This is a genomic window from Flavobacterium psychrophilum (assembly GCA_001708385.1).
GTDB classification, from domain to species: Bacteria; Bacteroidota; Bacteroidia; order Flavobacteriales; family Flavobacteriaceae; genus Flavobacterium; species Flavobacterium psychrophilum_A.
This window is the reverse complement of sequence record CP012388.1, coordinates 997812-1021407: the sequence shown is the minus strand read 5'-3', so window position 1 is coordinate 1021407 and position 23596 is coordinate 997812. Positions and strand designations below refer to the sequence as shown.

General features: G+C 39.1%; 21 protein-coding genes. 10 read left to right on the top strand and 11 right to left on the bottom strand.

The annotated features are described in order from the left end of the window. Positions 1-168: 168 nt before the first annotated feature. From ALW18_04340 to ALW18_04330, 3 genes are all read right to left on the bottom strand, one after another. Positions 169-843: a tRNA (guanine-N1)-methyltransferase gene (locus ALW18_04340; GenBank protein AOE51811.1), complete on the bottom strand. Its 675-nt coding sequence runs from the start codon at positions 841-843 to the stop codon at positions 169-171. Between the two features lie 113 nt (positions 844-956). Further along, a complete protein-coding gene (locus tag ALW18_04335) occupies positions 957-1409 on the bottom strand; it encodes a hypothetical protein (GenBank protein AOE51810.1) in 453 nt (150 codons plus the stop codon). A 39-nt stretch (positions 1410-1448) separates the two neighbouring features. Continuing rightward, complete coding sequence (locus ALW18_04330) at positions 1449-2249, bottom strand: methyltransferase type 12 (GenBank protein AOE51809.1); 801 nt, start codon at positions 2247-2249, stop codon at positions 1449-1451. Positions 2250-2366: 117 nt separating this feature from the next. On the opposite strand from ALW18_04330, the gene ALW18_04325 reads away from it, so the two are divergent. Together ALW18_04325 and ALW18_04320 are read left to right on the top strand one after the other, a co-directional pair. Next, entirely contained in the window at positions 2367-3299 is a 933-nt protein-coding gene (locus ALW18_04325; protein AOE51808.1) for a peptidylprolyl isomerase, read from the top strand. Between the two features lie 155 nt (positions 3300-3454). Next, entirely contained in the window at positions 3455-4015 is a 561-nt protein-coding gene (locus tag ALW18_04320; protein ID AOE51807.1) for a hypothetical protein, read from the top strand. Here the strand turns inward: ALW18_04320 and ALW18_04315 are convergent, their stop codons facing one another. Beyond that, positions 4016-4582: an alkyl hydroperoxide reductase gene (locus ALW18_04315; protein AOE51806.1), complete on the bottom strand. Its 567-nt coding sequence runs from the start codon at positions 4580-4582 to the stop codon at positions 4016-4018. A 59-nt stretch (positions 4583-4641) separates the two neighbouring features. Between ALW18_04315 and ALW18_04310 the strand changes: the two genes are divergently transcribed. Then, positions 4642-4977, top strand: coding sequence for a tRNA-binding protein (locus ALW18_04310; protein ID AOE54306.1), 336 nt, complete (start codon positions 4642-4644; stop codon positions 4975-4977). Positions 4978-5230: 253 nt separating this feature from the next. Here ALW18_04310 and ALW18_04305 read toward each other — a convergent pair whose 3' ends face one another. Both ALW18_04305 and ALW18_04300 read right to left on the bottom strand, forming a co-directional pair. Beyond that, on the bottom strand, positions 5231-5602 hold the full coding sequence (locus tag ALW18_04305; protein ID AOE51805.1) for a DNA-binding protein: 372 nt from the start codon (positions 5600-5602) through the stop codon (positions 5231-5233). 71 nt (positions 5603-5673) lie between these two features. After that, a complete protein-coding gene (locus ALW18_04300; protein AOE51804.1) occupies positions 5674-7431 on the bottom strand; it encodes an ABC transporter in 1758 nt (585 codons plus the stop codon). A gap of 195 nt (positions 7432-7626) precedes the next feature. Here ALW18_04300 and ALW18_04295 point away from each other — a divergent pair, with 195 nt between their 5' ends. The 4 genes from ALW18_04295 (at position 7627) to ALW18_04280 (ending at position 10564) form a co-directional block, all read left to right on the top strand. Continuing rightward, complete coding sequence (locus ALW18_04295; GenBank protein AOE51803.1) at positions 7627-8730, top strand: leucine dehydrogenase; 1104 nt, start codon at positions 7627-7629, stop codon at positions 8728-8730. Between the two features lie 119 nt (positions 8731-8849). Further along, on the top strand, positions 8850-9761 hold the full coding sequence (locus ALW18_04290; protein ID AOE54305.1) for an antitermination protein NusB: 912 nt from the start codon (positions 8850-8852) through the stop codon (positions 9759-9761). 21 nt (positions 9762-9782) lie between these two features. Further along, positions 9783-10265: a hypothetical protein gene (locus tag ALW18_04285; GenBank protein ID AOE51802.1), complete on the top strand. Its 483-nt coding sequence runs from the start codon at positions 9783-9785 to the stop codon at positions 10263-10265. 8 nt (positions 10266-10273) lie between these two features. Beyond that, entirely contained in the window at positions 10274-10564 is a 291-nt protein-coding gene (locus ALW18_04280; GenBank protein AOE51801.1) for a hypothetical protein, read from the top strand. A 69-nt stretch (positions 10565-10633) separates the two neighbouring features. Here the strand turns inward: ALW18_04280 and ALW18_04275 are convergent, their stop codons facing one another. The 3 genes from ALW18_04275 to ALW18_04265 all read right to left on the bottom strand — a co-directional run bounded on the left by ALW18_04275 (position 10634) and on the right by ALW18_04265 (position 16787). Beyond that, entirely contained in the window at positions 10634-11875 is a 1242-nt protein-coding gene (locus ALW18_04275) for a peptidase T (GenBank protein ID AOE51800.1), read from the bottom strand. Positions 11876-11956: 81 nt separating this feature from the next. Further along, the gene (locus ALW18_04270) at positions 11957-16105 is read right to left on the bottom strand and encodes a hypothetical protein (protein AOE51799.1); all 4149 of its coding nucleotides are present in this window, start codon (positions 16103-16105) and stop codon (positions 11957-11959) included. Between the two features lie 58 nt (positions 16106-16163). Next, positions 16164-16787, bottom strand: coding sequence for a hypothetical protein (locus tag ALW18_04265; protein ID AOE54304.1), 624 nt, complete (start codon positions 16785-16787; stop codon positions 16164-16166). Positions 16788-17019: 232 nt separating this feature from the next. On the opposite strand from ALW18_04265, the gene ALW18_04260 reads away from it, so the two are divergent. Beyond that, positions 17020-18051 carry a dihydroorotate dehydrogenase gene (locus ALW18_04260; protein ID AOE51798.1) on the top strand — a complete coding sequence of 344 codons (1032 nt, stop codon included), beginning with the start codon at positions 17020-17022 and terminating at the stop codon, positions 18049-18051. A gap of 146 nt (positions 18052-18197) precedes the next feature. Continuing rightward, complete coding sequence (locus ALW18_04255) at positions 18198-19061, top strand: hydroxymethylglutaryl-CoA lyase (protein ID AOE51797.1); 864 nt, start codon at positions 18198-18200, stop codon at positions 19059-19061. Here ALW18_04255 and ALW18_04250 read toward each other — a convergent pair. Further along, on the bottom strand, positions 19036-19974 hold the full coding sequence (locus ALW18_04250) for a hypothetical protein (protein ID AOE51796.1): 939 nt from the start codon (positions 19972-19974) through the stop codon (positions 19036-19038). The two genes, ALW18_04255 and ALW18_04250, sit on opposite strands and share 26 nt — an antisense overlap. Positions 19975-20113: 139 nt before the next feature. Here ALW18_04250 and ALW18_04245 point away from each other — a divergent pair, with 139 nt between their 5' ends. Continuing rightward, positions 20114-21586 (top strand): inosine-5-monophosphate dehydrogenase, encoded by a 1473-nt coding sequence (locus ALW18_04245; GenBank protein AOE51795.1) that lies wholly within the window; start codon positions 20114-20116, stop codon positions 21584-21586. 108 nt (positions 21587-21694) lie between these two features. Here ALW18_04245 and ALW18_04240 read toward each other — a convergent pair whose 3' ends face one another. Beyond that, positions 21695-23593 (bottom strand): potassium transporter, encoded by a 1899-nt coding sequence (locus ALW18_04240; GenBank protein ID AOE51794.1) that lies wholly within the window; start codon positions 23591-23593, stop codon positions 21695-21697. Positions 23594-23596 lie beyond the last annotated feature (3 nt).

Sequence of the window (23596 nt, the reverse complement as noted above, 5' to 3'; positions counted from 1 at the left end):
ACGATTTTCGCCAGAGGTTGATCCGAATTAGGGTGCAAATATAATTTTTTTTGTTTAAAGTTTAATGTTTGACGTTTATTTTTAAAGTTTTTTTCCTGAAAATGTTCGGGATTCAACGGTAGCGTTTTTTTACTACAGTCAAAGCAACTTTAAATCCTAAACTTTAAACTACTCTAATAGATCGGGTCTTCTGGTTTTTGTGTGTTCCATCGCCATATCTTCACGCCATTTGTCTATAACCGCAAAGTTGCCGCTAAGCAATACATCGGGAACTTTCCATCCTTTATATTCCGCAGGGCGTGTGTATATAGGAGGGGATAATAGGTTATCCTGAAAACTATCCGTCAATGCTGACGTTTCGTTGCTCAGTACTCCCGGTATAAGACGGATAATGCTATCGGCTACAACGGCGGCTGCCAGTTCGCCACCGGAAAGTACAAAATCACCAATAGAAATCTCTTTTGTAATAAAATGATCGCGTACACGCTGGTCTACTCCTTTATAGTGTCCGCAAAGTATAATGATGTTTTTTAAAAGCGACATGCGGTTGGCCATTCCCTGATTAAGGGTCTCGCCATCGGGGCTCATATAAATAACCTCGTCGTATTCGCGTTCTGCTTTTAGTTTAGATATGCATGCGTCTATAGGCTCAATGCTCATTACCATGCCTGCGCCGCCGCCAAACTGGTAGTCGTCTACGTTTTTGTGTTTGTTGGTGCTGTAATCCCTAAGATTGTGTAGGTGTACTTCTACGATGCCTTTGTCTTGTGCACGTTTAAGAATAGAGGCCTCAAATGGGCTTCTTAACAATTCAGGAAGTACGGTAATGATATCTATGCGCATTTATAAAGTTTCAGAGTTTCAGAGTGGCAAAGTTACAAAGATTGTTGGTTTGTGGATTTGATTATACGGTTATTTGATAACGAATAATCAAATCCACAACAACAAGATAACTTTTATACTCCAAACTGCCTTAGATGGTGGTCAAGGTGTTTCCATTGAAGTAAATCCCATTCATGGTGGGTCATGTGGCCGAAGAAAGGGTGTTTTTCTAACTTTATTGCTGCATGGCCTTCTTTCGCGAACACTTCAATAAGTTCAATAAGTTCCTTTTTGGCAGACTCAAAATTAGGCTCGTGCGATATTTTAAACTCTTGCGCTGTCGGCATTCCTTTTCCAAACGGCTGTTTGGTAGCTAGTTTCTTTTTAGCCGATTTGCCAAATAAGAAACTCATAAGGCGTTGCGGTTTTACGTGTAGCGTGCCGTAGGCTACCTTTATAGGTTGTTGGCAGTGTTCCAGCATCTGGCTAACTGTCATTTTACCCCATTGAGAGAGGCTTATTGGGCTTAGCTGCTCGATGCGGTCTATTATATTTTTATTTCCCTGAGGGGTGAATATGCTTTCCATTGTTAACTTAGGTTTACGCAAAAGTAGTAATAATAAGCATTACTTTTTTGTAGCTTTGATAGAGTATACCATAGGTATATTGTTGCCTAAATGCGCAATCCTGTATTTGCCAGGTGCAAACTCTTCGGTACTGCGGAAACAATTGTATGGTGAGTAGTCGTATTCATTAAGCGAATTGATCTCAAGTCCGGCCCCTATAAGGTTGTTAACCACTTCGCTTATGCTATGATTCCAGGTTACCATTTCGTATTCGGCAGGTGTGGTTAGGTCTGCGTAAGTGCCCAGTTCTGTTTCTATAATGGCATCGCTTTTAAAATAGCGATAGGCTATTTTGTCAAAGGCAGGATCAAACATCCATACAACGGGGTGAAATTCGGCAAATACAAATGTACCACCCGGTTTCAGGAATTTAGAAACTGTCCAAGCCCATTTTTCAAGATCTGGCAGCCAGCCGATAGTGCCATAGCTCGTAAACACGATATCGAATTCTTCATTTAGATGTTCATGGAGGCTGTAAATATCAGAGCAGATAAAACGTGTGTAGGCTTCCGTTTTAATAGACAGATCACGGGCGGTTTCAATGGCTTTTTCAGAAAAGTCTACGCCGGTAGCTTCGGCACCCATACGGGCGAAGGATATAGTGTCCTGTCCAAAATGGCATTGCAGGTGTAATATCTTTTTGCCTGATACATCACCTAGTAATGCCAGTTCAATGTCTTGTAGGGTTGATTTTCCGGCAAGAAAACCCGGCAGGTCATAAAATCCGGAATTTACATGCACTTCGGTTTTATCGTTCCACGCTTTTTTATTTATAGATAGATAGTCGTCTTCTTTTTTCATCTTTTTTGATTGATTAGCTTTCTTAATTCCAAATTTACCTTTTTGTTATGAAAATGAGATACTGAAAATAGTGAATTAATTCGTAAATTTGCCTCTTCAAAATAAACAACAGACATAATGGAAAACGGAATTTACGCAAAATTCAATACAGCTAAAGGTGCTATCCTTGTGAAACTTACACACGATCTTACACCGGGTACGGTTGGTAACTTCGTTGGCCTTGCAGAAGGTAACCTTGAAAACGATATTAAGCCTCAGGGCAAACCATATTACGACGGACTTAAATTTCACCGTGTTATCGCTGATTTCATGATTCAGGGTGGATGCCCCCTTGGAACAGGTACAGGTGGCCCAGGTTACCAATTTGATGATGAATTCCACCCATCGCTTAGGCATGATGCACCGGGTGTTCTTTCTATGGCTAATGCAGGTCCGGGTTCAAATGGTTCTCAATTTTTTATCACTCACGTGGCTACGCCATGGTTAGATGACAAGCATACCGTATTTGGTAAAGTTGTTGAAGGTCAGGATGTAGTTGATGCTATTCAGGGTAGCGATGCTCTTGAAAGCGTTGAAATTATCCGTGTAGGTGAGGAAGCTCAGAAATGGAATGCTATTGAAGCGTTCAGGACTTTTGAAGGTTCTCGTGAAAAACGCCTTGCTGAAGCTAAAAAACAAGCTGAGGAAGCTATGGAGAAACTTGCTGCAGGTTTTGAGCAAACCGAAAGCGGACTACGTTACAAAATCATCCAGAAAGGTAACGGAAAACAAGCTGAAAAAGGTAAAACGGTTTCTGTACACTATAAAGGTGCTCTTGAAAACGGTCAGGAATTTGATTCTTCATACAAAAGAAAACAGCCAATTGATTTTCCTCTTGGAAAAGGGCATGTTATCGAAGGATGGGATGAAGGTATTGCCTTACTTCAGGTAGGTGATAAAGCTCGTTTCGTTATCCCATCTCACTTAGGTTACGGTGAGCGTGGTGCAGGTGGTGTTATTCCTCCGGGAGCTACACTCATCTTTGATGTTGAGCTTGTAGATGTAAAATAGTTCTCAGTATTGAGATATGAGATATTAGAAGGCTGTCCGGTAAGGGCGGCCTTCTTTTTTTATTTGCCAACCAACAACCAGTAATAATAAACAATATTGGAATACTTTTTGAAAGTAACAGGGTATAATCATACTTTTGCAACAACACATATATTATGAAATACACGTTACTTATTATACTTTCTCTTTTGGCTTTATCTGTAAAGGCACAGCTTCCCGGCGGTAATGCTATGCATTGCGGTTACGATTTTACATCCTATGTTGTTTTAGATGTGCACGAAGCGGGTAAGAAAGAAAACATCAAAAACCTTAAGATTACAGTTGTTGATAGTCTTGGAAGAGATCTTATAAATATAAATAATATGTACAGCTTTAAAGGTGCTAACAAACCAATGGAGTTTACATCGAATTATCGTATCGGGGATGATAATAAAAGGCTTGAAGAAGGCGCTGTAGCGAAGAAAGAGCGTTACTTTTTCCCGTTTGCTAAAGATAACTACCTTTTATCGGTTGCAAATACATTTCAGGCAGATCGTTTTGCCATAAAGATTGTAGATATCGACGGTAAAGAAAACGGAGGTAAATTTAAAACACTTATACTGCCAATACACAGTTACAATATGTATGTGTTATGTTCTAACGAAAGCCAGCAGGCGGCTATTAAATTCGGTAGAAAAATGAATAAGCCGATTGATATTGTTCTTGAACAAGAATAATTATTTCGTTACAATTTTCCACTTAATTCCACAACCTACGCTTGGTTTTTGATTTTCAGGTATACTCCTGTTGTATAGTACGCCATCGATAGCAGTTCTCAGGTCGGTACCGCTTAAAGGAATATTGTTTCCCGGGCGTGAATCGTCTATCTGTCCACGATATACCAGTTTGTCTTCACTGTCGAAAAGGTAAAAATCTGGGGTGCACGCAGCATCAAAAGCCTTTGCAACTTCCTGGGTAACATCATACAGGTAAGGGAAATCCATTTTATTTTCAAACGCAAATTCAGCCATTTTTTCCGGCCCATCCATAGGGTATCGGTCGATATCATTACTGCTTATGGCTAGAATGCCAATGCCCTGTACGCGGTAGTCGTTGGCAATCATAATGATCTCTTCCATAACATGATGTACAAAAGGGCAATGGTTGCATATAAACATGACAAGTGTACCTTTTTCGCCTTTTAGCTGTGCAAAAGAGTAGTGGCCGTTGGAATTTGTGTTCTTAAGCCAGAATGCAGGTGCAGTTGTGCCCAAAGGCAGCATGTTTGATGATGTGTTTGCCATTTTGTAAGAATCTGTTATCTTAGCAAGATAAGGATTTTAACTTTAAACTAAAAGAATTGATAATGCTGACCTGGGAAGAATTTGAAAAAACGGAAATGCGTGTTGGAACTATTATTGAAGCAAATGATTTTCCTGAGGCGCGTAAACCTGCATACCAATTGACTATTGATTTTGGTGCTGAAATTGGCATACGAAAATCATCAGCGCAGATTACCAAACGCTATAATAAGGAGGATTTGGCAGGCAGGCAGATTGTTGCAGTAGTAAACTTTCCTAAAAAGCAAATAGGTAAGTTTATGAGTGAATGCCTGGTACTGGGTGCTGTAGGGCAGGAGGGCGATGTTATTTTACTGGCTCCCGATTTTAAAGTAGAAAATGGATTGAGAATCGGTTAGAGAAGCTATTGAGTTGCGGGTAATGTTTATTGTGATCGCGGTGCAGCTAAACGCTTCAATCTTAGCACTGCTGTCATTCGTAAGTAGCATCGCGGAGTGGAGAGATCTAATTAACGAGAGAGATTCTTCGACTCCGTTACACTGCGCTCAGAATGACACTACTACCGCACAATTCATTCTATAAAAAAAGTCCAAAAACCTTAGCGGAATCCGGACTTCATAATTTTTTTAGTTTTTTGACGGTTGGTGTTGGTTAAATATCGTCAAAATTTACATCGGTAAAGCTTTCGCTGGTAATGGCTTCTTCGCCTTTTTCACCAAACAGTCTCCTAAAGTCCTTTTGGTGTCTTTCAGAGATTACTTCCTCGCCTTTGTTGTTCAGTACATAAGAGGTCATTTCCTCAAGTATTTCGGTAAAAGCAGCGAAATCTTCTTTATAAAGATAGATTTTATGCTTCTTGAAATGGAAAGAACCGTCTTCTTCAGTAAACTTTTTGCTTTCGGTAATGGTTATGTAATAATCATCAGCCTTAGTAGCTCTTACGTCAAAGAAATATGTCCTTCTCCCTGCCCTCAGTACTTTTGAAAAGATCTCTTCCTTTTCGAGCATGTCATTTTCCCTCATAATCCTTCGTTCTTTTAATTTGGTTTATGTAGAAACCAAAAATCTAAAAAAAATCTAAATAAACCAACAAATTATTGCATTTCTTTTTCAGAAAGTTGCTTTAAGTACAATTCTTTGTAATAACCGGGTTGGTTTACTAACTGGTTGTGAGTGCCTTGTTGCAGTATTTCTCCGTCTTCTAAAATGATGATCCTGTCAGCATTTTTAGCAGACGATACCCTATGGCTCACTATAATTGTCGTTTTATCTCTACAGAACTCCAGCAGGTTATTAAGTATTGCTTCTTCTGTTTCTGTATCTACAGCAGAAAGGCAGTCGTCAAGCAATAATATAGGTGCGTCTTTTATCATTGCCCTTGCGATAGATACACGCTGTTTTTGCCCACCCGATAATGTAATACCGCGTTCTCCAAGTATGGTTTCATACTGTTTGTTGAAGGCTATAATGTTATTGTGTACCATAGCTTTTTGGGAAACACTTACTATTTCATCGTAGGTAGCTTCTTCTTTACCAAACTTAATGTTATTGCTTATGCTGTCCGAAAACAGGAACGCATCCTGCGGTACAAAACCAACGCTATTGCGCAGGTCGTATAAGTTTAGGTCTTCTACATTTTCACCATCAACGCAGATTTCACCTTTCTCAACATCATATAATCTGCTTATTAATGAGAGTATGGTAGATTTTCCGGACCCCGTACGTCCTAATATAGCAAGTGTCTCGCCTTTATTTACAGAGAACGATACGTTTTTGAGCGCGGTGATGTTGGTGTCCTCATAAGTAAAGGTTACATCGTTAAATTCAATTTGTCCTAATACAGGAGTATGGTTTGGATTATTGTTTTGAATATCCGGTTGTATTTTAAGGAACTCATTAATTCTTTTTTGAGAAGCTTCTGCTTCCTGTATCATAGAAGATATCCATCCTAAAGAGGCTACCGGCCATGTAAGTCGGTTAATGTATAGTATAAACTGGGCTATGATACCAATTTCGGCAATGCTGCCATTAAGGTACATCATACCACCTACATATATTACAACCAGGTTGCTTATACCTATTAGTAATATCATGAATGGTCCAAAAAGCGCGTTTACCTTTGCCAGGCTAAGATTTTTGGCAACACTGTCCCTTGAAAGCGCTTTAAAGTCTTCGCCTTTTTGCTTTTCCAGTGAATAGGCTTTAACTATACGTATGCCCGAAAACATCTCCTGTGTAAAAGTAGAAAGTTTGGAAAGGTTCTGTTGGTATAAAGTACTTCGTTTATTTATCTGCTGGCTGATCCAGAAAATAGAGTAGGCAAGTATAGGTAGCGGCAGCAGGGTGTAAAAAGTAAGTTTTGGCGATATAGTAAACATGTGTGTCGTGATCACTGCAAAGCTTATCACGGTATTTAATGTATACATTATAGCGGGACCCACATACTGACGTACACGGCCTACATCTTCACTGATACGATTCATAAGGTCGCCGGTACGATTTTTTTTGTAGAAACTTGGAGATAGGTTTTCGTATTGCCTAAATACTTCATTTTTAAGGTCAAACTCTACATGGCGTGACATTACGATAAGCGTCTGCCTCATTAAAAAGGTTAAAAAACCGGCAATAAGTGTTGTGCCTACAATCATTAATATGCTTGTAAGTAGCTCAGCACGAACATCTGTTGCTGTTGCGGCTCCTTTTTTAAAATTTTCTATAGCGGTGATCGAATCTTTAATATACTCGGGAGTAAACAAAGAGAAGATTTGTGCTACAATTGTTATTAAAATTCCTAGAAGAAATTGAAATTTATATTTTACAAAATATTTGTTTAAATACTGAAGTTCTTTCATGGTATTTTTCGAAACGCGTTTTTTATTTAAGCTTATTTGTTAAAATCCCTTCTGTTAAAGGTTTTTTGATATATATAAATTAGCTACCGATTATTGTAGAATCGATAAAAAAAGGCTTTTATTTTATCTTATATTAATTAAATGTGTAATTTTGTCTTCTGTTTTTGAATAATTTCAAATTTAAAAAATATTATTATGGTAACAGAAGTTATTAAGGCGAACGAGCTAGCTAAAGTAGACCCTGTTTTTGGACAAGCATCTTTTAATGATCATGAGCAGATCGTTTTTTGCCATGACAAAGATACTGGTTTAAAAGCAATAATTGGTGTTCACAATACAGTTTTAGGTCCGGCATTAGGCGGAACAAGAATGTGGAAGTACGCTAATGAGTGGGAAGCGCTTAACGATGTTTTAAGGCTTTCTCGCGGGATGACTTTTAAGTCGGCTATATCCGGACTAAACCTTGGTGGAGGTAAAGCTGTTATCATAGGCGATTCTAAAATTGACAAAACTCCGGAAATGATCACTAAATTCGGTGAGTATGTTAACTCTCTTAGCGGAAAATATATTACTGCTGAAGATGTAGGTACAACAACTGCCGATATGGATCTTATCCGCGATGTTACTCCATATGTTACAGGTATATCTGTAGAAAGAGGTGGTTCTGGTAACCCATCTCCTGTAACAGCTTACGGTGTTTACATGGGTATGAAAGCCGCTGCCATGCACCAGTTTGGAAGCGATAAGCTTGCAGGTAAAAAAGTATTGGTACAAGGTACAGGTCACGTAGGTGAAACACTTATTGATTACCTTACTAAAGAAGGTGCTCTGGTTCAGATATCAGATATCAACGAAGCAAGAATGCAGGAAATGTCTGCCAAATATGGTGCTACTATTTATAGTGGTAACGATGTTTACAGTGCAGATGTAGATATCTATGCTCCATGTGCGCTTGGTGCGACTATTAATGATGCTACTATCAACAATATCAAAGCAAGAGTTATTGCAGGCGCTGCAAACAACCAGCTTGCTAACGAGGTTGTTCACGGACAGATACTTAAAGAAAAAGGTATTCTTTACGCTCCTGACTTCCTTATTAATGCAGGTGGTATTATTAACGTATATGCAGAAATTGTAGGTTATGACTCGGCTGAAGCTATGAGAAGAACTGAAAATATCTACAATACAACCCTTGAGATCTTCACCGTTGCTGAAATTCAAAACATCACAACTCAGCAGGCTGCTATGGCAATCGCGCAAAAACGTGTTGATGACAGGAAAAAAGAAACCGCTAAATAATTAGCGTACAAAAATATTATTCTTAATTTTGCGGAGCGGAAGAACTATTCTTTCGCTCCCTTAATTTTTAAAGTTCTTATAGGCGAATGTTAAACAGAAGACATATTCGGGTTAAAGTGATGCAGTCAATTTATGCTATGCATCAAAACGATTCAGACAATCTTGAAAAGGAAGAGAAATTCCTTTTTAATAGTATTGAAAACATTCGAGACCTGTATCTTATTATGCTCTCCGCATTGGTTGAGCTAAGAAACAGTGAAGAGGATTTTGTAGAAAAATCGTCTAAAAAACACCTTGCAACTGCCGAAGAGCGCAATCCCAACAAAAAATTCATCGATAACCAGGTATTACATTTACTTGCAGAAAGCAATCCGCTTAGTATTGCTATGGCAGACCGTAATATAAACAACTGGAAAAATAATGATGATTATATTCTCCTGCTTCTTGAAGATGTAAAGAAAAGCGAAGTGTATGAAAACTACATGAGCACTAAAACCAGCAGTTTTGAGGAAGACCGCGATTTTGTAGCCAACCTGTTTACAGAAGTGGTAGCGCCTAACGACAAATTGTATGAGTACCTTGAAGATAATAAGCTTACATGGGTAGACGATATTCCTGTAGTGAATACGCTTATTGCTAAACAGCTTACACAGCTCACGCAGGAAGGTAAAGACGAATTCCGAGTGCCAAGGCTTTATAAAGATCACGATGATAAGGATTTTGTAAAAGATCTTTTCCGTAAAACGGTACTTAATAATGTAGAGCTGGCTAAGGAGTTTATTGATAAAACTCCAAACTGGGATACAGAGCGTATTGCCGAGATTGATGCTATCATCCTTAAAATGGCTATTTGCGAATTCCTAAAGTTCCCATCTATCCCTGTTAAGGTTACGATCAACGAATATCTTGAAATCGCCAAAGAATATTCTACGCCAAAAAGTAGTATTTTTATAAACGGAATACTTGATAACCTTGTTAAAGATTATCAGGCCAATAATAAATTAATAAAAGCCGGTAGAGGTTTAATGTAAAACAGATTAAATTTTTAAGTTATGTTGAAAAAAACAGCAGCTATGCTTGCCATAGCATCTTTAGTGCTTACAGCATGTAAAAAAGAAAATGCAGCATTACGCATAGATGATGAAACAGCTAAACAAGCTGAAGTTGCACACGCACAGTCAGGAGCACTTCCTGTTGCTAAATTTGATAACCCAGAACATGATTTTGGTACTATCACTGCAGGCGAAAAAGTAGAGCACACATTTAAAGTAACTAACGAAGGTACTGCAGATCTTGTTATCAGCGAGGCGAAACCAAGCTGCGGATGTACAGTTCCTGATTTTACTAAAGAGCCTATTAAACCGGGTGCTACAGGAGATATCAAAGTAATTTTTGATTCTACAGGTAAAAGCGGTAACCAGGAAAAAACTGTTACTGTAACAGTGAATACTGAAAAAGCTTCAGAAGTTCTTAAATTTAAGGCAAACGTTGCTGCTCCGGCCGGAGGAATTGGCGTTACACCTGCAACTCACTAATATTTACTATGGGACAATTAGGACAATTTGCACCAATACTTTTAATGTTTGTGGTAGTGTATTTTTTAATGATACGCCCTCAGCAGAAAAGGCAAAAAAATGAAAAAGAATTCGAAAGGAATTTAAAAACAGGCGACAAAATCATTACTAAGAGTGGTATCCACGGAAGGATATCTGAATTAGCTGAGGATTCTGTTGTGATAGAAACGATGGCAGGAAAGCTTAAAATGGAGCGTTCTGCAATATCGCTTGAACTAAGCCAGAAATTAAATGCTCCTCTTAAAACGGAGACAAAATAAAAAAGAAAAACCCAATCGTAAGATTGGGTTTTTTTATACTCATCAAGCAATAAGCTTGTAGGGTGGTAATTATTTCTTTTCAGCAGTAAGTTCGGCGATCTTAACGATAACTTCTACAGCTTTCTGCATGCTCTCTACAGGGACGTACTCATATTTACCGTGGAAGTTATGCCCACCTGCAAATATATTCGGACAAGGAAGCCCCATGTACGATAACCTTGAACCATCTGTACCGCCACGAATAGGTTTGATAAGAGGCTCGATACCTAATTCTTTCATGGCTTTCTCTGCAATGTCTACAATGTGCATTACAGGCTCTACCATTTCTTTCATGTTATAGTAGTAATCTTTAATTTCAGGTATAACTACATCGCCACCAAACTGTTTTTGGTATTCAGCGTTAATTCCATCAGTAATTGTCTGGATCGTTACTTTTCTTTCCTCAAACTTAGTTCGGTCGTGGTCACGGATGATAAGCTGTACTGTAGTTTCTTCGATGCTTCCTGTAATGCCTACTACATGGAAGAATCCTTCGTAATCTTTCGTTTTTTCAGGAACTTCTCCGGCAGGTAACTGGCTAATGAACTGGTTCGCCAAAAGCATAGAGTTTATCATTTTGCCTTTTGCATAGCCCGGGTGTACACTGATACCTTTAAAGGTAATTTTAGCTCCTGCAGCATTAAAGTTCTCATATTCAAGTTCTCCAATCTGGCTGCCATCCATAGTGTAAGCCCATTCAGCGCCAAATTTCGCTACATCAAACAGGTCAGCCCCACGTCCGATCTCTTCATCCGGAGTAAAGCAGACACGTATCTTACCGTGCTTAATTTCAGGATGCTGAATCATATATTCCATTGCAGTAACAATCTCTGTAATACCGGCTTTATCATCAGCACCAAGAAGGGTAGTGCCATCTGTAGTAATAAGCGTCTGGCCCTTATATTGCAGCATATCTTTGAAATATCCAGGAGAAAGTACAATGTTTAGCTCTTTGTTCAGGATAATATCACCACCGTCATAGTTAGGTATAATCTGTGGCTTAACGTTCGCGCCTGTAAAATCCGGAGTCGTATCAAAGTGCGATACAAAACCAATTACAGGTACTTCATGATCTACGTTAGATGGCAGGGTAGCCATTACATACGAATGATCGTCTATGGTAACATCGGTCATACCAATAGCTTTAAGCTCTTCAGCTAACTTATTGGCAAGATCCCATTGTTTTGCAGTACTTGGAGTAGTTTCAGAGTTTGGATCAGATTCCGTATCAACAGTAACATAGCTGATAAAACGGTCTATAATATGCTGCATGTTTTAATTTTGATTTAAAATGAAGCACAAATTTACGATTTATTTATTTTTTAACCGTGTTTACAAATCACAATACAGCGTTTAAACAGGAAGTTTAATTACGAAAGTAGCGCCCTCACCGGGTGCCGATTGTGCTGTAATGCTGCCCTTGTGCTGTTCTATAATTTTTTTACAAATACTTAGCCCGATACCTGTACCATTGTACTCGGTTTTGCCATGCAAACGCTGGAATAATTTAAATATCTGTTCGTTGTACTGATTTTCAAATCCGATACCGTTATCTGAGAAGGTTATCTGTACGCATTTCTTTGTTTTGCCTTCAGCATTCTGGTGGGTAGACATTTCTCCTGAAATTTTAATTACGGGATGTTCACTGCTGTATTTTAATGCGTTGCTTACAAGATTGGAGAACAACTGGTGAATTTGCAACGGAACTGCTTTTACATCGGGTAGGTAACCTTTTTCTATTACAGCACCTTTTTCGGCTATGAGCAATTCATAGTCGGCAAATACATAGTCCAGTATTGTATTAAGATCTGTTTGCGAAAATTGGTCTTCGGCTGCAATTCGGCTGTACGTAAGTACATCCTGTATCAGCTGCGACATTCTTCCTGCCGAATTAAATATTTTTGTCATGTAGTTTTCGGCAGCTTCTCCTTCCAGGTGCCATTCGCGTATCATACTTATAAAAGTCTGTATTTTGCGTAGCGGCTCCTGTAAATCGTGGCTGGCAACGTAGTTGAAAGATTCCAGCTCTTTATTGGTCTTTTCCAGTTCAATATTCTTTTGACCCAATAGTTTGTTTGTGGCATTTAATTTTTGAGTCCTGTCGTTTACTATCGCTTCAAGTTCTTCCTCAAACATTTTTTGTTCATGGATGTCTGTAAGTGTTCCAACCCATTCGGTTATCTGACCTTTGTCATCACGTAGCGGAATTGTTCGTGCCATGTGCCATCTATAAATACCATCGCGCCTTTTCATTAAAAAGAAATGATTGTAGTCTTCGCCGTTGCCTATAGAGCTCATCCAGCTTGAATACACTTCGTCCAGCATATCAGGATGAATAACATTTTTCCAGCCCATGCCTTTGGCCTGTTCAAATGTAAGTCCTGTATAATCGAAATAACGATTGTTATAATAATTGATCATACCATCAGGAGCTGCCCTGAATGTAATATGCGGCATGGTTTCTAATATAAGGCGAAGATCTTTTTCGTTTTGCTCCCTCAATTTTTCTGCAAGGTATTGATCGGTAACTTCTGTAACAACAGCAACAACGCCTTCAATTTTATTATTTTCTATTAACGGTTGGTAAACCGATGTGAAATAACGGGTAATTGTTTTTCCGTTTTCTGTAAAAACAACAGCTCTGCTTGTATTGTTCACGGTATTGCCTGTATCTCTAACATAGTTAAGGTCTTTTTCGATACCCGTGCCCCTGTAAATAGGGAATACATCAAAAATGCTGTTGCCTATAAGATCTTCGGCTTTTTTACTATGAATGTTTAGGTATACATCGTTACTGACCTCAAACACAAAATCTTTACCCCTTACGATCACAATTCCAATAGGAGCAAGTCGGATCAGGTTACGGAATTTTGTTTCACTTTCTTCAATTTTTTTACGTGAAACAACCTGTAATGTAATATCGTGTGCCAGTACCATTATGCCGGATATTTTACCGTCATCCTCATATAGAGGTTGATAAACGAATTTTACATAAACCTCCTTCTTGATGCCGTTTGTAAAAGAGTAAAACGGTGATTCTTCATCTATATATGGAATCCCAGTTTTAAATACTTTTTCCAGTAACTTTCCATATCCTTGTTCGCCCGCTTCAGGAAGCCCTTCAAGTAGAGGCTTATTTAGCATTAAGGATGCCGGTTTAGCCCATAACTCAAGGATATTTTCATTTGCCATCTCTACAATAAAGTTTTCACCGCGAAGTATGCAAATGGCTACAGGTGCCTGCATAAACAGGTTCTTTATTTGTTTAGATGCTCTTTCCCTTGCTTTTGTAATTTTGATTTGAGAACGAATCCTGGCCAGTATTTCTTTAGCAGAAAATGGTTTTACCAGATAATCATCCGCTCCGGTTTCATAACCCTCAATCCGCGATTCTTCCCCGGCACGGGCTGTAAGTAGTATAACAGGTATGTGGGCTATATCCTCATCTTGTTTTATTTCCTTAAGTAATTCTATTCCGTCCATAACGGGCATCATTACATCGCTTACAATAAGCGAAGGTTTTATTTGGCGGATAGTGTCCAGAGCTTCCTGTCCATTAGTGGCAGAAATAATTGTATAGTCATTTTCAAGGATAGAGGTTAAATGCTTCCTCATATCCATATTGTCGTCAACAATAAGTATCTTTTCGCGATTGCTGTTGTTTACGCTTAAATTTTTCTTATTGTCAGCCTTCTCTCCATTTACCATGGCATCGGCTTCACGAAGAAAATGCCCGGAAATCATATCGTTAGTATCTAATGAACTTTCGGTTATAGCGTCTTCTGCAAGGTGTTCTTTTCCAAACGGAATTGTAACCGTAAAAGTACTTCCAATGCCCTCGGTGCTTTCGACGCTAATGGTACCACCATGTTGCTGAATAAGTTCTTTAATCATAGAAAGGCCAATACCCGATCCTTCAAAGCTTCTTCCGGTAGTATTTCTTATACGGTGAAAGCGCGTAAACATATTTGGTATTTCATTTTGAGGTATACCAACCCCTGTGTCGGCAACCTTAAGTACAGCTTTATCACTTTCTTCAGTTATTGACACCGTGATACTTCCCTGAAGCGTATATTTAAATGCGTTTGAAAGAAGGTTAAAGACAATCTTCTCCCACATCTCATTGTCGAGGTATACCTTTTCGCTAAGCGGCGATGCGGTAACAATTAATCTAAGGCCTGCTTTTTCGATTATGGCTCTGAAATTCCCTGCAAGGTTTTCGGTTACAGCTGCCATATTCACAGGAGTAAATTTTGCCTTTAGCCTTCCACTTTCCATTAGGCTGAAGTCAAGTAATGTATTTACTAGTTTCAGTAATCGCAATGCATTACGGTGGGTTGTGTTAATAGTTTCTTTATCCTCTTCGTTTAAGTTTTCCCTTTGCAGTAGTTCTTCCAAAGGGCCAAGCATAAGTGTCAGCGGGGTCCTGAACTCATGGCTTATATTACTGAAGAATGCGGTTTTAGAACGATCTATTTTAGCAAGTTCCTCAAGTCGTTTGCGCTCATTTTCTATAGCTGTTACATTTTGTATCGCTGCAGAAATATGTGCAGCGACCGTTTCGTAAAAAGCAACATAATCACTATCCAGTCTTCGGGTAGGGTTAATTCCGCATACTAAAACGCCGGCAGGTTTACCTACTGTTGTTGTAAGTAATAATGCAATTGCGTTATTGACCGGCTTGCCTGCCTGTCCTGTTATAAGGTTGGGGTTTTCTTTAAGGCTTACTATTTGTGGTTTCCCGTTTTTTAAAACCTCCGATAAACTATTGCTATCACTTATTTTAAACTGAGCCGGGAATATTGAAATTGTTTCTAACTCGATACCTGCATGCTGCACTAATGCAGCTTTTTTTCCTGATCCGTCGAGAAGGTAGAACAGCGCAAATGGTACGTCTTCTTTGTTTTTTTCCAGTGTCGCTACGGCAGATGCAAACGCAGCTTCAATGGTTTTTTCTATGAGCGATTTTGCAGCAAGTTCAGACAGTGTGCGACTTCGCCTCGCGTTAAGTAGTTTAGCTGTTGTTTCAAAATTGGGACAAAAAAGTCCGGCTACTTTTCCAAATTCGTCAAATATTGGGCTGTACGAGAAAGAGTAAAAAACTTCTTCCAGAAAATCACCCCTTTGCATGAAAAGCTGCACATCATCATTATTGGTAGATAGACTTTCATTATAAACCTTGTCTGATAAAGGCCCGCAAATATCCCATATTTCTTCCCAGACAACAGATGCAGGCTGCCCCAGTGCCCAATCGTGCTTATCTATACCCAGAACGTCGATGTAGGCATCGTTATATAGAAAGGTATTTTCCGATCCCCATCCAATCCATATCGGGTTTTTGGAATTCAGCATTAGGTTAATAGTGGTCTTCAAACTCTGCGGCCATTGCGATATAGGCCCTAGCGAAGTGGAAGCCCAATTAAAGTTGCGAATCATTTCGCCTAACTGGCCTTCTGAAGTAAGGAAATCAGGAATGGTGTTTGTGTCTTTTCTGCCAGACATAGTAAGTTGATTTTTCGGTTGGAGCCTTAACCAAAGATAATTAAACGGGTGTTAAAATTTATTTAAGAAGCTCAAGTTCGTTCATTAAATTTTCACGTGCCTGTTTTTCGAACTTATGTGTAAACTGCGGTGTTTTGAATATAGATTCCATGCCAAGAAAATACTGTATTACTTTTATTCTTCCGGGGTTGTACATAAAATCAGGGTAGATGGAATATTCCTTTCGAATTTGCTTGCTGTAGTCAAAGTATGAATTCCAATCGCTGCCAAGAATAGAAAGGTCGGCATCGGTAAAGAGATTAGTGTCGTTATCAGTGCTAACTGTATGATCCTTAGTAGCCAGTATCTGTTCTCCGCAAAGCCGTATCTTTTCTTTAGGATAATTAATTTCCTGAAGCACTTTTATAGCCATAAGGGCACTTTTTTCCTCGTTATCTTTTGACGTGGCTTTATAAATAATGTCATGGTAGAATAATGAAAACAATACAGTGTCCAGGTCGGTAATCTGTTCCCGGCAGGATTCCAGTTGGGTATACAGGTTTTCTAAATGTTGTAATGTATGATAGTATCTTTTAGGTAGCGAATAGTGCTTTTCAACGTCAAGCCATAATTTTTCAAAAATATCCTTCTGCGAATACTTACTAACAAGGTTTGTGAAAATATCTTTTAGAATCATATTTATTTTTTGCTGATGCATTTTTTAATTACCTCTTCTGCATAATTTGTACGCGCATGAATAGAATATTAAATGTAAGAATTATCTATGAGCTTTTTCCGGGTTTGTTTCAGATTTTTGAAATCATGAATTGACATATGCAAGGTAATATCAAGTTTATGTAACTTTTTATAGTTTAATTTTAATTATAATGTAATATTTCGAGTATAGTATTAAATTTGCACCCAAACCATCTCCTATGTACAAATCCTTAATAAGGCCGATACTGTTCCGTTTTGATCCGGAAAAAATACATCATTTTACATTTTCGTCGATACGATTTTTAGATAGCATTCCGGGGTTTCCCGCGTTGTTCAGGTCTATCTACGAAGTAAAAGATCCGCGTCTTGAGCGTGAGGTATTCGGACTTAAATTCAAAAATCCTGTGGGCCTTGCTGCAGGTATGGATAAAGATGCGAAGATGTTTAAGGAGTTTTCAGATCTTGGATTTGGTTTTATAGAGATTGGTACACTTACTCCAAAAGCGCAGGATGGTAACCCTAAAAAAAGATCGTTCAGGCTTAGGCAGGATAGTGCTATTATTAACCGTATGGGCTTTAATAATGGTGGCGTTGAAGCCGCTGTAGAGCGCCTTAAAAAGAATCCTAAAGTCAAAGGCCATGTGCTGATAGGTGGTAATATAGGTAAGAACAAGGTTACGCCAAACGAAGATGCCGTAAGCGATTACGAGATTTGTTTTGATGCACTTTATGACCATGTAGATTATTTTGTGGTGAACGTAAGCTCGCCTAATACGCCAAACCTACGCGAACTACAGGATAAAGAGCCGCTGACAAGGCTGTTACAAACGTTACAGGATAAAAACGCTGCAAAGCCAAAGCAAAAACCGATACTATTAAAGATTGCACCTGATTTAACCGACGATCAGTTGCTTGATATTATCGATATTGTAAATACGACTAAAATTGCAGGCGTTATTGCTACCAACACGACAATATCACGTGAAGGGCTTATATCTCCCGATAAAAACGAAACCGGAGGATTAAGCGGTAAACCGCTTACTAAGCGGTCTACAGAGGTTATCCGTTTTCTTGCAGAGAAGAGTAATAAATCATTCCCTATTATTGGAGTAGGAGGTATACATACTCCCGAAGATGCTATAGAGAAACTTGAAGCAGGTGCAAGCCTTATTCAATTGTATACAGGTTTTATTTACGAAGGTCCCGGCTTAATAAAGGATATTAATAAGCGCCTCTTAAAAGGTTCTTAGTTGCTAAGTTGTTGAATTTTTAGGTTTTAAGTTGGAAATAGATTGGTGCAGGGGATACCTCAGTACCTGAGTTCCTAAGAAACTTAAGCAACTCCTTAAAGAAAACGTTTTCGTAAACAGCCAAATCTTATTATCTTTGAACCTTTATGGAAAAGATTAAAATTATAGAATGTCCCAGAGATGCTATGCAAGGCATCAAGGCATTTATACCTACAAAGAAAAAAATAGATTATATCCAGTCGCTTTTACGAATAGGGTATGATACTATCGATTTTGGCAGTTTTGTGTCGCCAAAGGCTATTCCGCAAATGCAGGATACGGCTGAGGTTTTGGCAGGTCTTGATCTTTCTTCAACACAAAGTAAATTACTGGCAATTATTGCCAATACGCAGGGTGCACAGCTTGCTGCCCAGCATGCCGAAATACGTTATCTAGGTTATCCTTTCTCTATTTCAGAGAACTTCCAGATGCGTAATACCCATAAAACTATCGCCGAATCTATAGTTACGCTTCAGGAAATTCTAAACATCGCCGATTCTTCTAATAAAGAAGTAGTTGCTTATCTTTCTATGGGCTTTGGTAATCCGTACGGTGACCCCTGGAATGTAGAGATAGTAGGAGAGTGGACAGAGAAACTGGCTGCTATGGGCGTGAAGATACTTTCTCTAAGCGATACCGTAGGAAGCTCTACACCCGATGTTATCGATTACCTTTTTGCAAACCTGATCCCTAAATACCCTGGTATTGAATTTGGAGCGCACCTACATACCACTCCCGATAAATGGTTTGAAAAAGTAGATGCTGCTTATAAAGCAGGCTGCAAACGTTTTGACGGTGCTATACAGGGTTTCGGCGGATGCCCAATGGCAAAAGATGATCTTACGGGCAATATGCCTACCGAACGTTTACTTTCTTATTTCACAGCAAATAAAGCAGATACTAATATGCACCCAATAAGTTTTGAAAGTGCTTATAACGAAGCAACTAAACTTTTTGGCGAGTTTCACTAAACTCATCCGGTTTTGCAGGAATGCCTTTGAATTTCGGAATTAGAAGAAGAAGTACAAAGGCAATAATGTTACCAATTAAGCCACCAAGCGTTAGTAATAAATAATAATTACTTCTTTCTGCCATAGTTCTGGTTTCAGGCATTAAGAATACCGGACTTTCCGCAATATTATTTGGGGCTATTTTTTTAGCTGCCGCCAGGCTTGTGTCTCTGGGCCCGTCAATTTGCATTTTCTCAAAGTGATCTATGTTTACAAGGCTATTACCACTATAAAAATCTTCAGCCGATTTTTTAGTAAATTCCTGAAATTCACCAAGAATTACTTCGTCGCTGCTGTTCTTTCTTCTACTAAGGTGGTAATTTTCACTTATCCAATATTTATATTTAAAGTCAGAAGCGTACATTTGACCTTTTGTTATAATAGGCGCTACAAAATATATGTCTAGAGCTAGGCTTCTGTTATATTTTTTGCCATATTCAGATACCGTATAATCATAATTAGCCATTCTATTGTCAGTATCAAAAGTGGGTATCTTATAAAACCACGTATTCTCTGTTTTTGTAGTAATATCAATAGTATTTAATGTGGTGACACCACCCGATTTGATGTCCACAAAGTAAACTACACATAGCAATGGCCACATTAATAGAATCCAGGCAAACATAACGTAGATCATGTTTTGCTTTTCTTTTTTCATTATTAACTGCTTAAATTTAGGCCTTAAAAAGACCAATACCGGTATACCCGGAAGCAGTATAGGAATAAGAATATCATATATAGTAACATCAATATCTTTATTCCCCGCATTAAATATCCAATACCAATAAAATAACGCGTAACCGATTGTTAAACCTAAACATATAATTATATATGAAGGCATAATATATCTCAACCTTTGTTTTAAGTTATCCATAATAAGGCCGTTTTGTAATTGCTTGCGAAAATAATATAAATATTGTCTATCTTAACATAAATTTATATTATCAAATGCCCATTTGGGTATTACGTTAAAAAGTGTTATATTTGCACGCAATTTAACTACAAATTGCAGCATGAAAGCACACACTAATAAAATCATCGGCGAAGGTCTTACTTACGATGATGTCCTGCTAGTTCCTAACTACTCCGAAATATTACCACGCGAAGTTAGCATTCAGTCTAAATTTTCAAGAAACATAATGCTAAACGTTCCTATTGTATCTGCAGCTATGGATACTGTTACCGAAAGTGCGATGGCAATTGCTATGGCACGCGAAGGTGGAATAGGCGTTTTACACAAAAATATGACAATCGAGCAGCAGGCAACTGAGGTTCGTAAAGTAAAAAGGGCAGAGTCAGGAATGATCATAGATCCTGTAACGCTTCCTTTAACTTCTAACGTAGGTGATGCTAAAAATGTTATGCGCGAGTATGGTATTGGTGGTATTCCTGTAGTTGATGCAGATGGTATACTAAAAGGTATTGTTACTAACCGTGACCTTAGGTTCGAAAAAGATAACAACCGTTCTATACTTGAAGTAATGACAACTGAAAACCTTGTTACTGCTGCTGAAGGTACTACGCTTCAGGTTGCAGAAGGTATTCTTCAGAAAAATAAAATCGAAAAATTACCGGTTGTTAATGCAGATTATAAACTGGTTGGCCTGATCACTTTCAGGGATATAACAAAACTTACCCAAAAGCCTATTGCTAACAAAGATAAATTCGGAAGGCTACGTGTTGCAGCTGCCCTTGGGGTTACTGCCGATGCTGTTCAGCGTGCTGAAGCTCTTGTAAATGCAGGTGTTGATGCTGTTATTATTGATACGGCTCACGGACACACTAAAGGTGTGATAACAGTTCTTAAAGAAGTAAAAGCAAGGTTTCCTGAACTTGACGTTGTTGTTGGTAACATCGCAACGCCGGAGGCTGCACTTTACCTTGCAGAAAATGGTGCTGATGCTGTAAAAGTTGGTATTGGTCCGGGTTCTATCTGTACAACCCGTGTTGTTGCAGGTGTTGGTTTCCCTCAGTTCTCTGCGGTTCTTGAAGTTGCTGCTGCCCTTAAAGGCACTGGTGTTCCTGTAATTGCAGATGGTGGTATCCGTTACACCGGTGATATTCCTAAAGCACTTGCTGCCGGAGCTGACTGTGTAATGCTAGGCTCACTTCTTGCCGGTACTAAAGAGTCTCCGGGAGAAACTATCATCTTTGAAGGAAGAAAATTCAAATCATACCGTGGTATGGGTTCTGTAGAAGCTATGAAAGAAGGTTCTAAAGACCGTTACTTCCAGGATGTTGAGGACGATGTTAAAAAACTGGTTCCGGAAGGTATCGTAGGGCGTGTACCTTACAAAGGAGAGCTTTTTGAAAGCATGCTTCAGTTTGTTGGAGGCCTTCGTGCAGGTATGGGATATTGTGGTGCTAAAGACATCCCTACACTACAGGAAAGCAGCCGTTTTGTTCGCCTTACATCAAGTGGTATCGCAGAAAGCCACCCTCACAATGTAACAATAACAAAAGAGGCTCCAAATTATTCAAGATAAGTTTTAAAGTCTAAGGTCGGAAGTCCGAAGACATACATAGTAAATGAAAAGGCGTAAGTCAGTAGCTGCAAAGCTTCGGTCTTATGCCTTTTTTACGTTTTATAGTTTTTAAAAATCGTCAGTAACGGCATCTACATCGCCTTGCTGTTCCTTCTTAAGTTCGGCACTTTCCCAGGCATGATCGTTAGCACCAAGCTGCGCGTATAAGTCGTTACGAAGCAGTTGCTCCTGTAGTTCTATCTCTTCAAGGGTAGACATAAGGAAAGCTTTTTTATCGTGTCTTTTCTGTGCCAGCCTTAAAATAGACTCTTCGTCATATTTAATAAAACGTTGTCCCTGCCTTGTGGCAGTGTAGCGCCTGTGTCCCATCTCTACCAGGGCATCTACACCTAGGTGAACGGCACTATACATATTTTCCCTGTAAAAATCTTTTACACCCATGTCGACCAATTCAAACGCGTCGCTTCGGTTACGGGCACGGGCAAGTATTTTTAGGTTAGGGAAGTGTTTCTTGATCATTTCTACTACTTCAAGATTTACACGGGGGTTATCTATCGCGGCTATAAATAGTTTGGCGTTCTCGCAACCCGCTGCCTTTAGCAGTTCAAGGCGTGAGGCATCACCATAATATACCTTAAAGCCCATTTTTCGGAGTGAATCAACCCTGTCAGAGTCCATATCCAATACGGTAGCCAGTATACCATTGGTTTTTAGTAAACGCACAATTGTGCTTCCGAAATTTCCGAAACCGGCAATAATAACATCATTCTGCTCGTCTATCTTATCAAATTTCTTTTTCGATTGTTTTTCCTTTACGCCAAAGTAGGGGTCTATCCACTTTTCGTTGATAAGCAGTAAGAAAGGCGTACCTATCATACTAATGGCAATAACAGCCATCATCTGGTTGGCAAGAATGCTTTGGATAAGGTTAAGCTGTATGGCAAAGCCTAATATTACGAAACCGAATTCCCCAGCCTGGCTTAATGCAAAGGAGAAAAGCAGGTTTTGGTCGGAACTCTTTTTGTATATCTTCCCTACAACAAGCAGTACAAAGAATTTTATACTGTTGAATATGGTTGTAAATACTATAATAAAGGCAGGATCGGCCATAATAAGCTGAAAGTTAATAGAGGCTCCAACTCCTATAAAAAACAATCCTAAGAGTAATCCTTTAAACGGCGCGATATCGCCCTCAAGTTCGTGCCTAAATTCGCTGTTGGCTAATACAAGTCCTGCCATGAACGCACCCAGTGCCGGGCTCAACCCAACGATCTGCATAACGTACGATACACCCATAACCAAAAGCAGTGCAGAAGCGGTGAATAATTCCTGTAACCTTGTTTTGGCAACGATATGTAATAATGGAACGATAAGAAAGCGTCCGCTGAAATAGACAAGAACAATGGTGCCCAGTACGATAACAGTTTGCAACCATCCATCCAAATCAGTGATAAGGGATTGGTTAATGCCTTCGTTCTCAATAGCACCATGTGCCAGTAGTGGCAATATTGCCATAATAGGGATTACCGCTATATCCTGAAATAAGAGTATGCTAAAAGACGAACGCCCCATAGAAGTGTTAGTGAGTCCTTTTTCTTTTAAGGTCTGCATTACAATAGCGGTGGATGATAACGTAAGCGCAAGCGATATGATAAGGGTGGCGCGCCACTCCCATCGCAACACTATGGAGCATGCTATGAAAAGTACGGCAGCAGTACCTACTACCTGCAGCATACCCATACCTACAATGAGTCGCCGCATGCGCCAAAACTTATCAGGATCGAGTTCTAGTCCAATAACGAATAGCATCATTATAACGCCAAATTCGGCAAAGTGCATGATATCCTGACCCTCCTGACCGATAAAGCCAAGTACATACGGCCCGATGATGATTCCCGCAAACAGATAGCCCAATATAGAGCTAAGGCCTATTTTTTTGGCAATAGGCACGCATATAACAGCTGCGGCAAGATATATTATAGCCTGGAAAAAGAAACCTTCTTGCATGTG